Consider the following 16060-nt stretch of genomic DNA (forward strand, 5'->3'; position numbering starts at 1 on the left):
TCGTTGCAAGGGCCTGTGGCGCAGTCTGGTAGCGCACCTCGTTCGCATCGAGGGGGTCTGGGGTTCAAATCCCCACAGGTCCACCGCAAGGGCCGTTCACGGGTTAGCTCGTAGGCGGTTCACGAAATCCCGTCCGATCATTTCGATCGGACGGGATTTCGTCGTTTCCGGGCTCGTTGGGAAGTCTGGGTGCGCACGTCGTGGTCGGCGTCACGGGGGTGTGGCAGGTCGCGGCGGAGGCGGTTGACGGTCGGGGGCGCCGCGCCGGCCGGGCCCGGGGACGCGGCGTACAGCGTGGCCCAGGGAGAGGAGCCGTAGGGGATACCCGGGCCCGGCCCGTCTCAGCCGTTCGGGGTGTCCGGGATCGGGTCGGCCACGGCCGCGGCGTAACGGGTGAGTGAGAGGTTGTAGGACGGCAGATGGCCGGCGAGCGCGCCGAGCGCGAGCGCTGCTGCTTCCCGTTCGCGTCCGAGGTCGACGAACGCAAGGGCGAGGAACGCGGTGACCGCGTCGTCGAGTCCGTCCGAGGTCCTCTCGCGCTCCGCGAGCAACAGGTCGGCGCTGGTCTCCGGGTGGCCGAGGGTGCGCAACGTACTCGCCAGCTGGATGACCGCCTGCCGTCGACGATCACCGTCCAGGCCGTCGTCCAGAGCCTTCCGGTAGAGGGGAACGGCCTGCTCGGCCAGGTCGGTCGCGTCGTGGGCGGAGGCGAGTTCGAACGCGGCGACGGCGTGGCCCTCCGGCAGTTCGCCGGCCAACTCCTTGATCTTCGAGCGGAACTCCGCCGCGTCGTGGTCCTCGAACGCGGCCCACAGGGCGGCGCACCGCTGTTCCCACTCCGCCGTGATCTTTATGGTCATGGTCGTAGCTTCGCAGGTAGAGCCGACCGCCGGAATGGCCCTATGTGGCCTCTGTCGCTCCGCCGTCAGCAGCGGGGCGAAACGTCACTCCCGGCGATCATGGCGAGCATGGCGATCGCCGGGATCTTCGTCGTTCCGGGGCCCGTTGGGGCGGAGCTTTGGGGCGGTTTCGCGCCTTGTCGTCGTGGCCGCCGTTCGGGGATCCGCGCGGACCGCTCCGCAAGGCTCGCCGACACCCGCGGCCGCCGGACCCTGGTCCTCATGGCCCCCGGCTGGGTGCGTACCGGCATGGGCGGCCCGGACGCCCGGTACGGCATCGGCGGCAGCATCCCGAACGTGGTCAGGACCCTCGACGACCTGCGGGGCAAGCCCGGACTGCACGACGTCGACTTGCTCGGCCGCACGGTAGCGTGGTGAGCGCGGCGCTTCGGAGCGCCGGGCACACGACATGGCGCCTTGGGCCGCCGCGGCACTGAGGGACACGGGAGACGACCGATGGCAGCCACCTCGTCGGGATCGTCGGGATCGTCGGGACCACCGCCGGGACGGCCGGCCGAGCCGGTCCAGCAGGCGTGGGCGCTCATGCAGCGGTTCGTCGAGGCGCACAGCCGCCGGGGCGAGCTGGCCGAGGCGCTCGGGTTCCGCCTCGGCGGCGGCCGGGGCAAGATCCTTCTCCAGCTCCGCGACGGGCCGGTGACGCTCAGCCGGCTCGCGCAGGTGAACGGCCTCGACGCCCCGTACACGACGCTCATCGTCGACAAGCTGGAAGCTCACGATCTGGTCGAGCGCCGGCCGCACCCCGAAGACCGGCGGCGCAAGCTGGTCACGCTCACGGCCGCCGGGCACGAAGCCATCGCGACCATCGACGCCATCCTGATGCGTCCGCCTCCGGCGGTCGGCACCCTTTCCGGCGACGAACTCGACCAGCTCACCCGGCTCTTCACCCGCCTCCTCGACGCGGACGGCGGCGATGGCGGCGATGGCGGTGACGGCGGGCAGTGCCGATAGCTGTTTACCGTTCGCCCCACGTCGGCCCGGCGGCCGGACGAGGATCGCCCTACGGGTTCGGCGTACGGGTATCGGCGTACGGGACCTTTGTCGTTTCCGGGGATAATTCGGCGATGATTCTCTGTGCCCGACGAGGAAGGAGCCGCTGATGCTGTTCCGGCAGCTGGAGTATTTCGTGGCGGTGGCCAAGGAGCGGCACTTCGCCCGGGCGGCCGACGCCTGTTTCGTCTCGCAGCCCGCGCTGTCGGCGGCCATCGCCAAGCTGGAGCGCGAGCTGAACGTCACCCTGATCAACCGGGGGCACAACTACGAGGGCCTCACCCCCGAGGGCGAGCGACTCGTCGTGTGGGCCAAGCGGATCCTCGCCGAGCAGGACGCGTTCAAGGCCGAGGTGGCCGCCGTCCAGTCGGGCATCACCGGGACGCTGCGGCTGGGTACGGACCCCACCGCGTCGACGACCCTGGCGCTGCCCGTGGCCGCGTTCCGGGCGGCGCACCCGCTGGCCAAGGTGCAGGTCAGCTCCCGGCTGTCGGCGAAGGAGCTGCACCGGCAGCTGCGCGAGTTCGAGCTGGACGCCGCCATCGCGCACTTCGGGCCCGAGGACCAGGAGGGCCTTCAGGTGCTGCCGCTCTACCAGGAGCGGTACGTGCTGCTGGCGTCCGAGGAGCAGCTGACGCCGCAGACCCACACCATGACGTGGGCCGAGGCGGCCCAGCTGCCGCTCGCCCTGCTGACCCCCGACATGAGGGTCCGGCAGCTCATCGACGGCGTGTTCGCGGACAGCGGGGTCGTGGTGACCCCGCAGCTGGAGACGGACTCCGTCGCCTCTCTCTACGCGACCGTCGGCGTCGGCGAGTGGGCGAGCATCGTGCCGCACACGTGGATGCGCGCGATGCCGGTGAGCGGCCGGACGAGGGCCGTACGCCTGGTCGACCCGGACGCCAGCGCGCAGGTCTCCGTCGCGATACACGCCGCGACCCCCGGGTCGGTGGTCGCCCGGGCGTTCATGAACGCGGCCACGGGCCTGTCCCTGGACGAGGTCTTCGAGCAGCCGCTGCCCACGGAGCACCGGGTCAGGTGACGGCGGGGGCGGGGCCGACGCCTTCTACGGCCCCGCTCCCGCCTCTCAACTCCCCTCAACGCGCGTACCGCGACTCCACCGCCGACCGGTCGAGACCGCCCTTCGCCGTATGCGGCAGCGCCGTGACGATGTCGAGCCGGTCCGGCACCTCGAAGGCGGACAGCCGGTCGCGGCAGTACCGCAGGATCTGCTCGGAGCCGGTGCTCTCGCCCCCGCGTACGACCACGGCGGCGCCGACCCGCTGCCCGTAATGCGCGTCGGGCACGGCGAACACGGCCGCCTCGGCGACGCCGGGGCACCCGGCGAGGACGTCCTCGACGTGCTCGGGCGAGATCTTCTCGCCCCCGCGGTTGATGAGGTTCTTGATGCGGCCGGTGAGGAACAGATACCCGTCCTCGTCCAGCGAGCCCAGGTCCCCGGTGCGCAGCCACCCGTCGGCGAAGCCGTGCGCCGTCTCGGCCGGATCGGCGAGGTAGCCGCGGGCCACGGTGGGGCCTTGCACCCAGACCTCGCCCTGGACGCCCGCCGGACACGGCTGCCCGCCGCGGCCGAGGACCCGAAGGGCCACCCCGGTCGGCCGGCCGACGGAGCCGTGCTTCAAGGGGCCCCGCCCCGGCAGCGGTTCGCTGGCCGCCTGGTGGGCGGACTCGGTCATGCCGTACGCGGAGAGCAGCGGCGCGCCGAGGGTGCGCTCCAGCGCCCGTTGCGTGGCCGTGTTCAGCGGGGCGCTGCAACTGCGTACGAACCTCAGCGGCGCGAGTTCCGGGCCGGGGTATTCGGTCGCCGCCCGGTCCAGCAGGATCTCGTGGATGGTCGGTACGGCCGTGAACCACGTGGCGGACACGGACCGTACGTCGCTCCAGAACGTACGCGCGGAGAACCGCCCCCGTTCCGGCAGCAGCACACGGCCCCCGCCGGCGAGGGAGGCGAGGAGCGCCGCGAACAGCCCGTGACCGTGGAAGAACGGCATCGCGGCGACCGTCGCGTCGTCGGGCCCCAGCTCGTACGTGGCGCAGATGCCCCGCACGGAGGCGGCCACGTTGGCGCGGGTCAGCGGCACCATCTTGGCCCGGTCGGTGGTCCCCGCGGTGAACAGGACGAGGGCGTCGTCGGCCGACAGCTCACGGGACGCGCCCGTGTCCGGGGGCGCCGGGGGAGCGCTGGTGTCGAGGGAGGCCGTCGCCGTGCCCGCCCGGGAGACGTCCACGCGCAGCGGCCAGGCCGGTGCGTGGACGCGTGCGGCCGGCTCCGCGCCGGTCGCGGGCGGACCGAGCAGGACCGCCCGCGCGCCCAGCGCGTCGATCCGGGCGGAGAGCTGTGAGCCGGGCAGGGCGGGGTCCATCGGGGCGACCACCAGCCCGGCCCGCGCCGCGCCCAGCAGCCCCACGGCGAACTCGGCGGTGTTGGCGCAGACGAGGGCGACCGCGTCGCCGCGGCGCAGCCCCGCCGCGGTGAGCCGCGCGGCCATGTCGTCGGCCGACGCGGCCAGGGCCCCGTAGGAGAGGGGCAGCCGGTCGCCGCCGACGATGAGCGCCGGTGCGTGGGGGGCCTCATGCGCGGGCCGGTCGAGGAGATCGTCGAGGCCCGTGAGAGCCGGGGGCCGGTAGCGGTTCGTGTCGGGCACGGACGCCGCGGTCGGTACGGCCATGACCACCGCCTCCTCTTGTCGTCAGGTCGTGGAACCGGGCCGGCCGCGGGGCCGGACCGGTCATGGACGTCATGGACGTCATGGACGTCATGGACTCGGAATCAGAATCGGATCTTCGAAAGTCGTGGAAGCAGCTCCCCGAAGGCACGGAGGCACGGGGCGCGGAGGCACCGGGCACGGAGGCTGCTGCCGGATCTTCGGAAGCTCTCATCAGCGAGCCTGCGCGGGCGCGGCCCAGCCGTCCAATACGCGTTGGCGAACAACCGATAGCGAGCATCTATCAACAGCCCTGAGAAGCCGCTCCGCCCCCGCTGACCAGGGCTCGATAGACAGCGGTTATCGGCTGGTCGCCGATAGATCTTGGACGTGGCCGCGCCCGCTGCGGATGGTGGAAGACGAAGCCGAAAAGGCCAGTCCGCCCAAGGAGGTCCTCGGACCATGACCGCCCCCACCGCACCGGAGACCGCCGCCACCGCCGACGCTCCGACCGAGCTCACCGACGGCTACCACCTGGTGGTCGACGCGCTCAAGCTCAACGACATCGACACCGTCTACGGGGTGGTCGGCATTCCGATCACCGATCTGGCCCGCCTCGCGCAGGCGCAGGGCATCCGCTACATCGGCTTCCGGCACGAGAGCAACGCCGGGCACGCGGCGGCCGCCGCCGGATACCTCACCAAGAAGCCGGGCGTGGCACTCACGGTCTCCGCGCCGGGCTTCCTCAACGGGCTGGTCGCGCTGGCCAACGCCACCACGAACTGCTTCCCGATGGTGCAGATCTCCGGCTCCAGCGAGCGCCACCTCGTCGACCTCAAGCAGGGCGACTACGAGGAGATGGACCAGCTCGCCGCCGCCCAGCCGTTCGTCAAGGCCGCGTACCGGGTGAGCCGGGTCGAGGACATCGGCCGCGGCATCGCCCGCGCGCTGCGCACCGCGATCTCCGGCCGCCCCGGCGGCGTCTACCTCGACATCCCCGCCGCGGTGCTCGGCTCGGTCCTCGACGCGCAGACGGGCGCCGCGACGCTGAGCCGCCTCGTCGACCCCGCGCCGCGCCAACTGCCCGCGCCCGACGCGGTGGACCGCGCGATCGAGCTCCTGGCGGGCGCCGAGCGGCCGCTGGTGATGCTCGGCAAGGGCGCCGCGTACGCGCAGGCGGACGACCGTATCCGCGAGTTCATCGAGTCCACCGGCATCCCGTACGTACCGATGTCGATGGCCAAGGGGCTGCTGCCGGACGGCCACCCGCAGTCCGCGGCCACGGCCCGTTCGCTGGCGCTGAAGAAGGCCGACGTCGTGATGCTGGTGGGCGCCCGGCTCAACTGGCTGCTGGGCCACGGCGAGGCGCCGCAGTGGAACCCCGACGCGAAGTTCATCCAGGTGGACATCGAGCCGAAGGAGATGGACAGCAACCAGCCGATCGCCGCTCCGCTCGTCGGGGACATCGAGTCGGTCTTCGAAGTGCTCGCCGAGCGGACGAAGCCCGGCGAGATCACGGCGCCCGCCGCCTGGCGGGAGGAGCTCGCCGCGCGCTCGGCGAAGAACGTCGCCAAGATGGCGGACCGGCTGGCGGCCGACCCGCACCCCATGCAGTTCATGGGTGCGCTGAAGGCCGTACGCGACGTGGTGCGCGAGCACCCCGAGACGTACATCGTCAACGAGGGCGCCAACGCCCTGGACATCGCCCGCAACGTGATCGACATGCAGGTACCGCGGCACCGCCTCGACAGCGGCACCTGGGGCGTCATGGGCATCGGCATGGGCTACGCCATCGCGGCGGCCGTCGAGAGCGGAGCGCCGGTCGTGGCCGTCGAGGGCGACAGCGCCTTCGGGTTCAGCGGCATGGAGCTGGAGACGATCTGCCGTTACAAGCTGCCCGTCGTCACCATCATCCTCAACAACGGCGGCGTCTACCGGGGCGACGACGTCAACCCGTTGGAGACCGACCCGTCGCCGACGACCCTGATGCTCCACGCGCGCCACGACACGATGATGGAGGCGTTCGGCGGCAAGGGCTACCGCGCGACCACGCCCGCCGAGGTCACCGCCGCCCTCACCGAGGCGCTGGCCTCGGGCGGCCCGGCCCTCATCGACTGCGCGATCGACCCCTCGGCCGGCACCGAGAGCGGCCACATCTCGCACCTCAACCCGAAGGGCATCACCGTCGGCAACATCACGCCGGCGAAGAAGTGAGCGCCGCGCCGGGAGCCGTACCCGCGTCCGAAGGCGTACCCGCGCCCGAATACGTACCCGCGCCGGGAGCCGTACCGGGGCACGCGGACGTACCCGCGCCGGGAGCCGTACCGGGGCACGCGGACGTATCCGCGCCCGGAGCACCGCCAGGACGCGCGCGCCCCCGCACACCCCACCCGCACACCGAGAACGCCAAGAACACCAAGAACACCCACGAGAAGGAAGCCGCCATGAGTGAGAAGCCGCTCGCAGGAATCAAGGTGATCGACTTCACCGGGGTCCAGGCCGGCCCCGCGTGTACCCAGCTGCTCGCCTGGTTCGGCGCCGACGTCATCAAGGTCGAGCGCACCAGCGGCGGCGATGTGACCCGCCGTCAGCTGCGGGACATCCCCGACGTGGACGCCCTCTACTTCACCATGCTGAACAGCAACAAGCGCTCGCTGGCCATCAACACCAAGGCCCCCGAGGGCAAGGAGGTCATGGAGAAGCTGATCCGCGAGGCCGACATCCTCGTCGAGAACTTCGCGCCGGGCGCCATGGACCGCATGGGCCTCGGGTGGGACCACATCCACGAGCTCAACCCCCGGCTGATCCTCGGCTCGGTCAAGGGCTTCAACGAAGACTCGCCCTGGTCCGACCTCAAGGTCTACGAGAACGTCGCGCAGGCCGCCGGCGGCGCCGCGTCCACCACCGGCTTCTGGGACGGCCCGCCCACCATCAGCGGCGCGGCCCTCGGCGACAGCAACAGCGGTATGCACCTGATGATCGGCCTGCTCACCGCGGTCATCCAGCGCAACGCGACCGGAGTGGGCCAGAAGGTCTCGGTGTCCATGCAGGACGCCGTGCTCAACCTCTCCCGGGTCAAGCTCCGCGACCAGCAGCGCCTGGAGAGGCTCGGCTACCTGGAGGAGTACCCGCAGTACCCGAACGGCGAGTTCGGCGACGCGGTGCCGCGCGGCGGCAACGCCGGCGGCGGCGGCCAGCCCGGCTGGGTTCTCAAGTGCAAGGGCTGGGAGACCGACCCCAACGCGTACATCTACTTCACGGTCCAGGAGCAGAACTGGGCGCGCACCTGCGAGGCCGTCGGCAAGCCCGAATGGGTCGACGACCCGGAGTACGCCACCGCCCGCGCGCGGCAGCCGCACATCTTCGACATCTTCGCCGAGATCGAGAAGTGGCTCGCCGACAAGACGAAGTACGAGGCCGTCGACATCCTGCGCACCTTCGACGTGCCCTGCGCGCCCGTGCTCTCCATGAAGGAGATCGCCGCGGACCCGGCGCTGCGCAAGAGCGGCTCGGTCGTCGAGGTCGAGCAGAAGGACCGCGGTACGTACCTGACCGTGGGCAGCCCGATCAAGTTCTCCGGCTTCACCCCCGACATCAGCGGCTCGCCGCTGCTCGGCGAGCACACCGACGAGGTCCTCGCCGACCTCGGCTACGACGCCGACACCATCGCCGGGCTGCGCGCCGGTCAGGTCGTCGCCTGACCGCACCGCGGCCTCTTCCCCCGGGTGCCCCGCGCGTTCCCCGCGTGCGGGGCACCCGTGTGCGTACGGCACTCGTACGGAACTCCTACCGCACTCCTACGGCACCCGTGTACGTACCGCGCGGCCCCGCGCAAGCCCGTACACCCCCCGATTCCGCTTGGGAGCGGCCGCAGCGCGATGCGGGGGAAGGCGCCATTGGCTCAAGCGAGCGGCGGAGGAAGGCTGTTGGATCATGACAAGCCTGCACGGACCCCCGCCTGACCACCCGAGAACCGACGCCCCCGCCACCCCGTTACGGCCCCGGGTCACCAGACGTCAGCTCCTGCGCGGCTCCACGGTCGCCGCCGCGGCGGCGCTGGCGGCGGGGGCCGGGCTCGGGTCCGCGAGCGCCGCGCCGCCGCGCCCGCCCGTTCGCCGCCCCGCGCCGGAGCCCGATATGGCCGCCGCCCGGCGGGTGCTGGCCGATCTGGTCGCGTCCGAGGGGCTGCCGGGTGCGCAGGCGGTGATCACCGGTGCCGACGGACGGGTGCGGGAGGTCGCCGCCGGGGCCGGCGACCTGGCGACCGGACGTCCGTATCCGCACCATTCCCGCCTGCGGGTGGGGAGCCACAGCAAGTCGTTCGTCGCGACGGTCGTGCTTCAGCTGGTGGCGGAGGGGCGGGTGCGGCTGGAGGCGCCGGTGGAGCGCTATCTGCCCGGAGTGGTCCGCGGCCACGGCAACGACGGCCGCCGTATCAGCGTCCACCAACTCCTCCAGCACACCAGCGGGCTCCCCGACTTCCCGGAGTCGCTGGACCTGGAGGGCCACGACCACATCAGTCCGCGACAGCTCGTCGCGATCGCCCTGGCGCTGCCGCCGATGTTCCCGCCCGGGGACCGCTGGGCGTACTGCAACATCAACTACATCCTGCTCGGGATGCTCGTCGAGCGGGTCACCGGGCACCGCTACGGGCACGAGGTGGAGCGGCGGGTCATCGAGCCGCTGAGGCTGGCGCACACCTACTGGCCGCCCTGGCCCGAGCAGCGGCTGCGCGGGCCGCACCCGCAGGCGTACGCCCCGGTGGCCTGCGGTGGCCACCGGCGGATCACGTTCATCAACACGTCGTTGATCGGCGCGGCGGGGGCGCTGGTGTCCACGGCGCAGGACCTCACCACGTTCTACTCGGCCCAGCTGGCCGGGGGACTGCTGCCGCCCGCGCAGCTGGCGCGGATGCGCGACACGATGCCCGCCGCGGACCTCGCCCGCGACGCGGCGTACGGGCTGGGGCTGGCCAGCTATCCGATCGACGGGGGCGCCGGGGGCCGGTACTGGGGGCACGGCGGCACCGTGTACGGGACGCGGACCCGGGGCGGGGTCACCGAGGACGGCCGGGCCGTGTTCGTCGCCGTCAACGAGGTCCCCGAACGCGATGACGCCTCCCAAGCCGTGGTGGACGCCGTCGACCACATCTTCCGGGCCGTACCCGCGGCACCCGTTTCCCCGAAGGAGCACCCCCTCTCGTGAAGAGCTCGCGACCCCTGCGCGCGGTGGCCGGTGCGGCGCTGGCCGCCGCGGCCACGACCGCCGGCCTGCTGGCCCCCGCGCCCACCGCCGCCGCTCAGCAGCGCGCCGAAGCCCCGAACCTCCGCGAGTTCACCCAGCAGCGCGTGCGCTGGGAGAAGTGCGACGTCAAGGCTCTCGACGCGGCGGGCGCGCGGTGCGCGTCGGTCCGGGTGCCGCTGGACTACAGCCGACCGGACGGGCCCACGCTGACCATAGGTTTCTCCCGGATCAAGGCGACCGACACCCGCCACCGCGTCGGGCTGATGATGCACAATTCCGGGGGCCCCGGCGGCCCCACCCTCGACATGCCCCTGGAGTCCAGGGCTGCCATGGGCAAGGAACTCGCGGCGCGCTACGACCTGATCGGCATGGACCCGCGCGGCGTCGGCCGCAGCAGCCCGCTGCACTGCGACACCGCCGGCCACTGGCTGCGCTCCGCCGGCTACGACACGGCCGGGTTCCGCGCCCAGGCCCGCTACGAGGCGGGGCTGGTGAAGTCCTGCCAGCGCGCGTACGGGAAGAAGATGCCGTATCTGCGGCACTTCACCACCCGCAACACCGCCCGTGACATGGACCTGCTCCGCGCCGTCCTGGGGGAGCGCAGGACCTCCTACTTCGGCGTCTCCTACGGCACGTATCTGGGGGCGGTCTACGCCAAGATGTTCCCCGGCCGGGTGGATCGGCTGCTGCTGGACAGCGCCATAGACCCCGCCCGGTGGAACGGCGGGGTCAACCGGGACTCGGCCGGGGCCAATGAGGAGTTCCTGGACGCCTGGGCGCGGTGGGTGGCGCCGAGGAACGGTACGTACGGTCTGGGCGACACGCCCGCGAAGGCGCGGGCGACCGTCGAGGGCATAGCCCGGCAGGCCGCCCGCAAGCCCCTGAAGGTCGGCCCGTACACCGCCGACGGCCAGCAGGTGCCGCTGGCGCTGGCCATGATGATGTCCGACGACCGGCAGTTCGCGGAGGCGGCCGAGAACATCCGGGTGCTCCACGACGCGGCCCGGGGCGAGGCGGTGCGGCCGACCGAGGCACTGGCAGCGGTGCTCGGCCGGCCCAGTGCCGACATGGACAACCAGATATCCCTCCAACTCGCCCTGATCTGCGGCGACAGCGCACAGCCCCGCGATCTGTCCTGGTACCGGCGCGGCATCGAGGCCGACCGGGCGAAGGCCCCGCTGTACGGACCGCTGTTCAAGGGCGTGACCCCCTGTGCGTTCTGGCCCGGCAAGCCGGTGGAGGCGCCGGTCCTCACCGGCAACGACGTGCCCGGCCTCGTCGTCCAGGCCACCGGCGACCCCCGCACCAGTTACGCCAACGGGCAGGGGCTGCACCGCAAGATGCCGAACTCCCGGCTGATCACCCTCAAGGCGCGGGTGCACAGCGTGTACGGCTCCTACCAGAACACTTGCGTGGACCGCCAGGTCAACGACTATCTGCGCACCGGACGGCTGCCCGCGAAGGACACCACGTGCGAGAAGGCACCGGCCGCAGGCGCGAGCTGAGCCGCCGCGAAGGCGCCTGACCGCATCCCGCCCGGTACCTGTGGACCGGGCGGGATCGCGCGTACGGGCGGGATCGTGCGTACGGGCGGGATCGTGCGACCGGGCGGGACCGTGTGTACGGGCGGGATCATGCGACCGGGCGGGATCGCGCGTACGGGCCGGGCTGGGCCTTTCGGGTGCGGTGCGGCCGCTGTGAGCAGGGGCCGGACTACCCAAGCCCTCCCGCGCTCTCTACGGTGGCATCGGCGGCTTCATGAACGTCATGACGGCCGCGCGGGCACATAGGGGGCACCGTGGAGGCTGAGTTGGCGGCGCTGGCGGCGTCGGGGGCGACCACCGTGGTCGGGCTCATGGCGTCCGACGCCTGGGCGCAGACGAAACAGCGGTTGGCGCGGTTCTTCGCGCGCGGCGGCGACGAGAGCCCCGTCGACGACGAGCTGGAGCTCTCCCGTGACGAACTGATGGCCGCTCGCGACGAAGCGGACGAGGAGACCGCGGGTGCCGTCGAAGGCAACTGGCGGCTGCGGCTGCGGCGCGTGCTCCAGGCGGACCCGGCGGCCGCCGACGAGCTGCGGGCCCTGCTGGCGGAGCTGGGCCCGGCGGCGGGCGAGCGAGGGGGGTCGGTGCACAACACCGTCAGCGGCACCGTGCACGGCCCGGTCGTCCAGGGGCGGGACTTCTCCGGCGGCCTGACCTTTCACACTCCGGGGGCTGTCCCCTCGGAACGGGACCCGCGGTGAGCGGCGCCTTCGACGGCCGTGCCGCGGCGGGCCACGTCACCAACGAGCTGTCCGGGAATGTGTACGGGCCGAGCGTGCAGGCCGGGCAGATCCACGGCGGCATCGCCTACACCATCCACATGCCCGAGCCCGAGATCTGCCCCAGGCCGGACCAAGTGCCGCCGCTGACGGCTAGGTTCGTCAACCGGGTGCGGGAGCTGACGGCCCTCGACGGGTGGCTGCGCGGCAGCGGCGAGGGGGACGCGGGGATCGGTCTGGGCCTCCTCACCGGCCTGCCGGGCGTGGGGAAGACGGCTACCGCCTGCCGGTGGGCGGAGCGGGCCCGCGACCTGTTCCCGGACGGGCAGATCTACATCGACTTCTCGGCCCTGCGCGACGGCGAGGGCGGCGACGTCTCCGAGGCCGTCGGCATGGGCCTGCGGGCCCTCGGGGTCATCGACGCGTACATGCCGAAGTCGCTCGCCGAGCGGACCGCGCTGTTCCGGACGCGCTCCGCCGGTCGCCGCATGCTCGTCGTCCTCGACGACGTGAACCACCCCGCGCAGGTCAGACCCCTCGTGCCGAAGGGGCTGGGCAGCGCCGTCCTGGTCACCAGCAACGCCCGGCTCGGTGAACTCGCCCTCGACGGAGCCAGGTTGATGCCGCTCGATCCGCTGGACCACGAGGGCGGCATGCGGCTGCTCGCCGCGCGGTGCGGCGAGGAGGCCGTCGCGGCGGAGCGTACGGCGGCCGAGCGGCTGGTCGACCTGTGCGGCGGACTGCCCGTCGCGCTGCGCGTCGTCGCCGCACGGCTGGCGGCCTCGCCCCGGCTGACGATGGCCGGGCTGGCCGGTGAACTCGCCGATGAAACACGCCGGTTGAACGGAATGGCCTTACGAGGGGAGCACTCGGTGTCCGCGGTACTCGGCCCCGCCTACCAGGAGCTGGAGCCGGCCGCCGCCCGCCTGTACCGGCTGCTGGGCTGGCTCCCGGCCCGCACCTTCGACCACGGGACGGCCGCCGTCGCCGCGGCCATCGGCCCGGCGGACGCCGAGCCCCTGCTGGACGGCCTGGTGGCGGCGAGCCTGCTCGACGTCACCCCCGAGGGCCGCTACCGCCAGCACGACCTCGTACGGCTGCACGCCCGCGAGCGCGCCGCCGAGGAGGAGCCGGAGGCCGAGCGGCGCGCCCTGACGGAGCGGGTGGTGACGCACTACCTCGCCCTCACCGCGTTGGCCGACCGCGCCATCCGCGCCGACCGGCTGCGCGTCGCCGACCTCGGCGGCTTCCTGCGCGATGCCCCCGACCCCTTCGCGGCCGGGGCCGCCGGGCCGCCCCCGCTGGCCTGGCTGGAGGCCGAGCGCGCCAACATCCTCGCCGTGCTGCGCGAAGCGGCCCGGCAGGGGCTGCACACGCCCGTATGGCAGCTGTCGGAAGCCTTCACCGTCCTCTTCCTGCACCGCAGGCACCTGGCAGACTGGAAGGAGTCCCTGGAGATCGGCGCGGCCTCGGCCACCGAGTCCGTGGCGCCCGCCGCCGAGGCGCGGTTGCGCAGTTTGCTGTCCCGGCCGCTGATGGACCTCGGCGAGTACGACCGGGCGCGTACGGAGCTGGAGGCGGCTGTCGCGTGCGCCGACGTCTCCGGGCACACGGTGCTGCGGGCGTCCGTGCAGGAGTTCTCCGGCCGGTACTGGGACCGGTTCGACCCGGCCCGCGCCATGGCCGCGTACCAGCTCTCCCTCGACCTCAACACCGAGGCGGGGGAGGGACGCGGCGCGGCCATCGCCGCCTACTTCCTGGGGTGCGCTCGGGACGCGGGCGGCGATCACCGCGGCGCGCTGGACACCCTGCGCGACGCGTACGAGCGGCTGACGGAGCGCGGCGACGGCCGGATGGCCGCCCGCGCGCTCGCCGCCATGGGCGCGGCCCACGACCACGCGGGCGAGACAGCGGAGGCCACGCGGGCGCTGACCGAGGCGGCGCGGATACTGCGCGAGGGGGACGCGACCCACTACGAGGCGCAGGCGCTGGTGGTGCTGGCGGATGTCGTGGAGCGTACGGGCGGCGAGCGGGCGGCCGTACGGACGCACCTGACCAGGGCGTCCGAGATCTACGCGGCGGGCGGCAGCCCGGAGGCGGAGGTACTGCGGCAGCGGCTGGAGGGGTTGGAGAGTCAGGGGAGTTGAGCGCTGGGGCGGAGGCGCAGGGCCACGTCCTCCTCGCGCACCGCCCCTACGCGCAGGGTCACGATCGTGCCGTCCAGCGGGATGCGCGCGCGCAGACACGTGTAGATCACGGCGGCGCACAGGCCGGGATCGACGTCCGCCCCGGTGGCCGTCGCCTCCACCGTCCGCCCGTCCCGCAGCCCCGCCAGCGCGCCCCCGCCGTCCAGCGCCGCCACGGCGAGGAAGCCTCCGGTGAGCCGGGCCAGCGTCTCGTGGACCCCGCGCAGGGCGGCGACGGCGGTCCGCGCGGGGGAGCGGTCGACCAGCACCGAGGCGCTCTCCGCCAGCCGCTGGTCGGGCTCCGCGGCGTCGCACGCGAGGTGCGAGAAGACGCCGGCCTCCTCGTTGTCGTCGGCCGTGCTGTCGCCGACCGCGGCCGCGGGGTGGCGGCGCACGGTGACCGTCCACTGGCCCGCGTCGACGGCCGCGGTGGTGATGACCCGCCATGAGGTGACATCGGCGCCGGGCGCCGGGGGCGCGGGGAGCGTCGGCAGGGGAGGCGCGGAGCGCGGTTCGGGCAGTTCCAGCAGCTCGTACACGGCGGTGCGCAGCCGTGCGACGGCCTGGCCCGGGTCCGCGAACGCCCGCCGTGCGATGTCCGCGTAGCGGTCAGGGGTGTGGGTCCGTACGGCCTCCTCGATCTGCTCGTACAGGTCGCCGTGCGGGTCCAGCCGGGGCGCGGCGCGGCCGAGTCCGGCGGCGGCCGTCTCCGGCACCGCGTCGTCGCCGAAGGCGGCGAGCAGTACGGGCTTGCCGAGCGCGGCCCCGTACAGGGTCACCGAGCCGTGGTCCCCTATGACGACGTCGGCGGCGGTGAGCGCGGGCCGCCAGTCGTGCACCGGTGACATGAGCAGCAGACCGGCGTCCATCGCCTCTGCGAGCACCCTGCGGATCTCCCACGCCCCGTGGGCCGCCCGCACGTTGGGGTGCACGATCGCCGCCACCCGGTACTCGTCGCAGGGCAGCGCGGCCAGCAGCCGGCGTACGAGGTCCGGGTCGCGGCCGAGCAGCGAGGTGGGGCCCCAGGTGGAGCTGAGCACGGCCAACTGCCGGCCGCCCGTCACGCCGAGCGCGCGCCGGTGGTCTCCGCGCCGCGGCAGGCCGCCCAGCAGTTGGTCGAAGCAGGGGTCGCCCACGAGCAGGGTGCGCCCGGCGGTCTTCGGGTGCGCGGCGGCCAGCTGCTCCTCCTGCTCCGGATGCGAGACGGCCAACCACGCCCGGCCCGCCTCCAGCAGCGCGTCCGGCACCATTCCGGACAGGCGGCTGCGCGCGGAGCGGGAATCCGGCACGAACTTCTGGAAGCCGACGCCGTGCGGGAGGACGAGCACGGGGCAGTCGCCCGCGGGCACGTCGATGTTCTCGCTGGCGGAGACGATGAGATCGGGCTCGATACCGGCCAGTTGGCTCCAGGGCATGACGCGGCACCCGGCGTCGTGGAGCAGGTCGAGGACCCCGTCGTTGAAGGCGGAGGTGGGGTCGTACGCGAAGACGACGGCGACCCGGCTGTCGCCGCGCAGGAGGTCCGGCAGGGTTTCGAGGACGCGCACGGCCGAGGTGACGGTACGGGCGGCGGCTACGACGGTCTTCTGGCCGGGGAACGTGCGCCAGCGCTGGGCGTCGGGGCCCACGGGCGTACGGAGGCGGGGCGGGTTACCGTGCACGGCCCCCCTCCCGGCCTGCCCCGGCTACCGCGGTTCGCGGTTCGCGGTTCGCGGTTCGCGGTTCGCGGTTCGCGGTTCGCGGTTCGCGGTTCGCGGTTCGCGGTTCGCGGTTCGCGGTTCGCGGTTCGCGACG

The 16060-nt window shown here is 73.1% G+C and carries 12 protein-coding genes and 1 tRNA gene; 10 read left to right on the plus strand and 3 right to left on the minus strand.

The window, feature by feature from the left end:
- Positions 1-9 precede the first annotated feature (9 nt).
- Positions 10-83: transfer RNA gene (locus AC07AB_RS25750), tRNA-Ala, on the plus strand.
- A gap of 258 nt (positions 84-341) precedes the next feature.
- On the opposite strand, the gene AC07AB_RS25755 is transcribed toward AC07AB_RS25750, so the two are convergent.
- Positions 342-860: a tetratricopeptide repeat protein gene (locus AC07AB_RS25755; protein WP_478571049.1), complete on the minus strand. Its 519-nt coding sequence runs from the start codon at positions 858-860 to the stop codon at positions 342-344.
- Positions 861-1121: 261 nt separating this feature from the next.
- Here AC07AB_RS25755 and AC07AB_RS25760 point away from each other — a divergent pair, with 261 nt between their 5' ends.
- The 3 genes from AC07AB_RS25760 (at position 1122) to AC07AB_RS25770 (ending at position 2949) form a co-directional block, all read left to right on the plus strand.
- Positions 1122-1277 carry a hypothetical protein gene (locus tag AC07AB_RS25760; RefSeq protein WP_478571051.1) on the plus strand — a complete coding sequence of 52 codons (156 nt, stop codon included), beginning with the start codon at positions 1122-1124 and terminating at the stop codon, positions 1275-1277.
- Positions 1278-1355: 78 nt separating this feature from the next.
- Positions 1356-1868, plus strand: coding sequence for a MarR family winged helix-turn-helix transcriptional regulator (locus tag AC07AB_RS25765; RefSeq protein ID WP_478571054.1), 513 nt, complete (start codon positions 1356-1358; stop codon positions 1866-1868).
- Positions 1869-2016: 148 nt separating this feature from the next.
- Complete coding sequence (locus AC07AB_RS25770; RefSeq protein WP_478571056.1) at positions 2017-2949, plus strand: LysR family transcriptional regulator; 933 nt, start codon at positions 2017-2019, stop codon at positions 2947-2949.
- Between the two features lie 55 nt (positions 2950-3004).
- Here the strand turns inward: AC07AB_RS25770 and AC07AB_RS25775 are convergent, their stop codons facing one another.
- The gene (locus AC07AB_RS25775) at positions 3005-4597 is read right to left on the minus strand and encodes a FadD7 family fatty acid--CoA ligase (protein WP_478571058.1); all 1593 of its coding nucleotides are present in this window, start codon (positions 4595-4597) and stop codon (positions 3005-3007) included.
- Between the two features lie 438 nt (positions 4598-5035).
- Here AC07AB_RS25775 and oxc point away from each other — a divergent pair, with 438 nt between their 5' ends.
- From oxc to AC07AB_RS25805, 6 genes are all read left to right on the plus strand, one after another.
- Complete coding sequence (oxc, locus tag AC07AB_RS25780) at positions 5036-6787, plus strand: oxalyl-CoA decarboxylase (RefSeq protein ID WP_478571061.1); 1752 nt, start codon at positions 5036-5038, stop codon at positions 6785-6787.
- A 230-nt stretch (positions 6788-7017) separates the two neighbouring features.
- The gene (gene frc, locus AC07AB_RS25785; protein WP_478571064.1) at positions 7018-8274 is read left to right on the plus strand and encodes a formyl-CoA transferase; all 1257 of its coding nucleotides are present in this window, start codon (positions 7018-7020) and stop codon (positions 8272-8274) included.
- A gap of 232 nt (positions 8275-8506) precedes the next feature.
- Positions 8507-9778 (plus strand): serine hydrolase domain-containing protein, encoded by a 1272-nt coding sequence (locus AC07AB_RS25790; RefSeq protein ID WP_478571067.1) that lies wholly within the window; start codon positions 8507-8509, stop codon positions 9776-9778.
- Positions 9775-11322, plus strand: coding sequence for an alpha/beta hydrolase (locus tag AC07AB_RS25795; RefSeq protein WP_478571070.1), 1548 nt, complete (start codon positions 9775-9777; stop codon positions 11320-11322). Before AC07AB_RS25790 ends, AC07AB_RS25795 begins: the two co-directional genes overlap by 4 nt.
- A 293-nt stretch (positions 11323-11615) precedes the next feature.
- Positions 11616-12062: a hypothetical protein gene (locus AC07AB_RS25800; protein WP_478571073.1), complete on the plus strand. Its 447-nt coding sequence runs from the start codon at positions 11616-11618 to the stop codon at positions 12060-12062.
- Positions 12059-14227, plus strand: a complete 2169-nt coding sequence (locus AC07AB_RS25805; protein ID WP_478571074.1) for an NB-ARC domain-containing protein — start codon at positions 12059-12061, stop codon at positions 14225-14227. Before AC07AB_RS25800 ends, AC07AB_RS25805 begins: the two co-directional genes overlap by 4 nt.
- Here AC07AB_RS25805 and AC07AB_RS25810 read toward each other — a convergent pair.
- On the minus strand, positions 14215-15927 hold the full coding sequence (locus tag AC07AB_RS25810) for a hypothetical protein (RefSeq protein ID WP_478571077.1): 1713 nt from the start codon (positions 15925-15927) through the stop codon (positions 14215-14217). The genes AC07AB_RS25805 and AC07AB_RS25810 overlap by 13 nt on opposite strands.
- Positions 15928-16060 lie beyond the last annotated feature (133 nt).

The sequence above is a fragment of the Streptomyces sp. NPDC044033 genome, assembly GCF_056434425.1.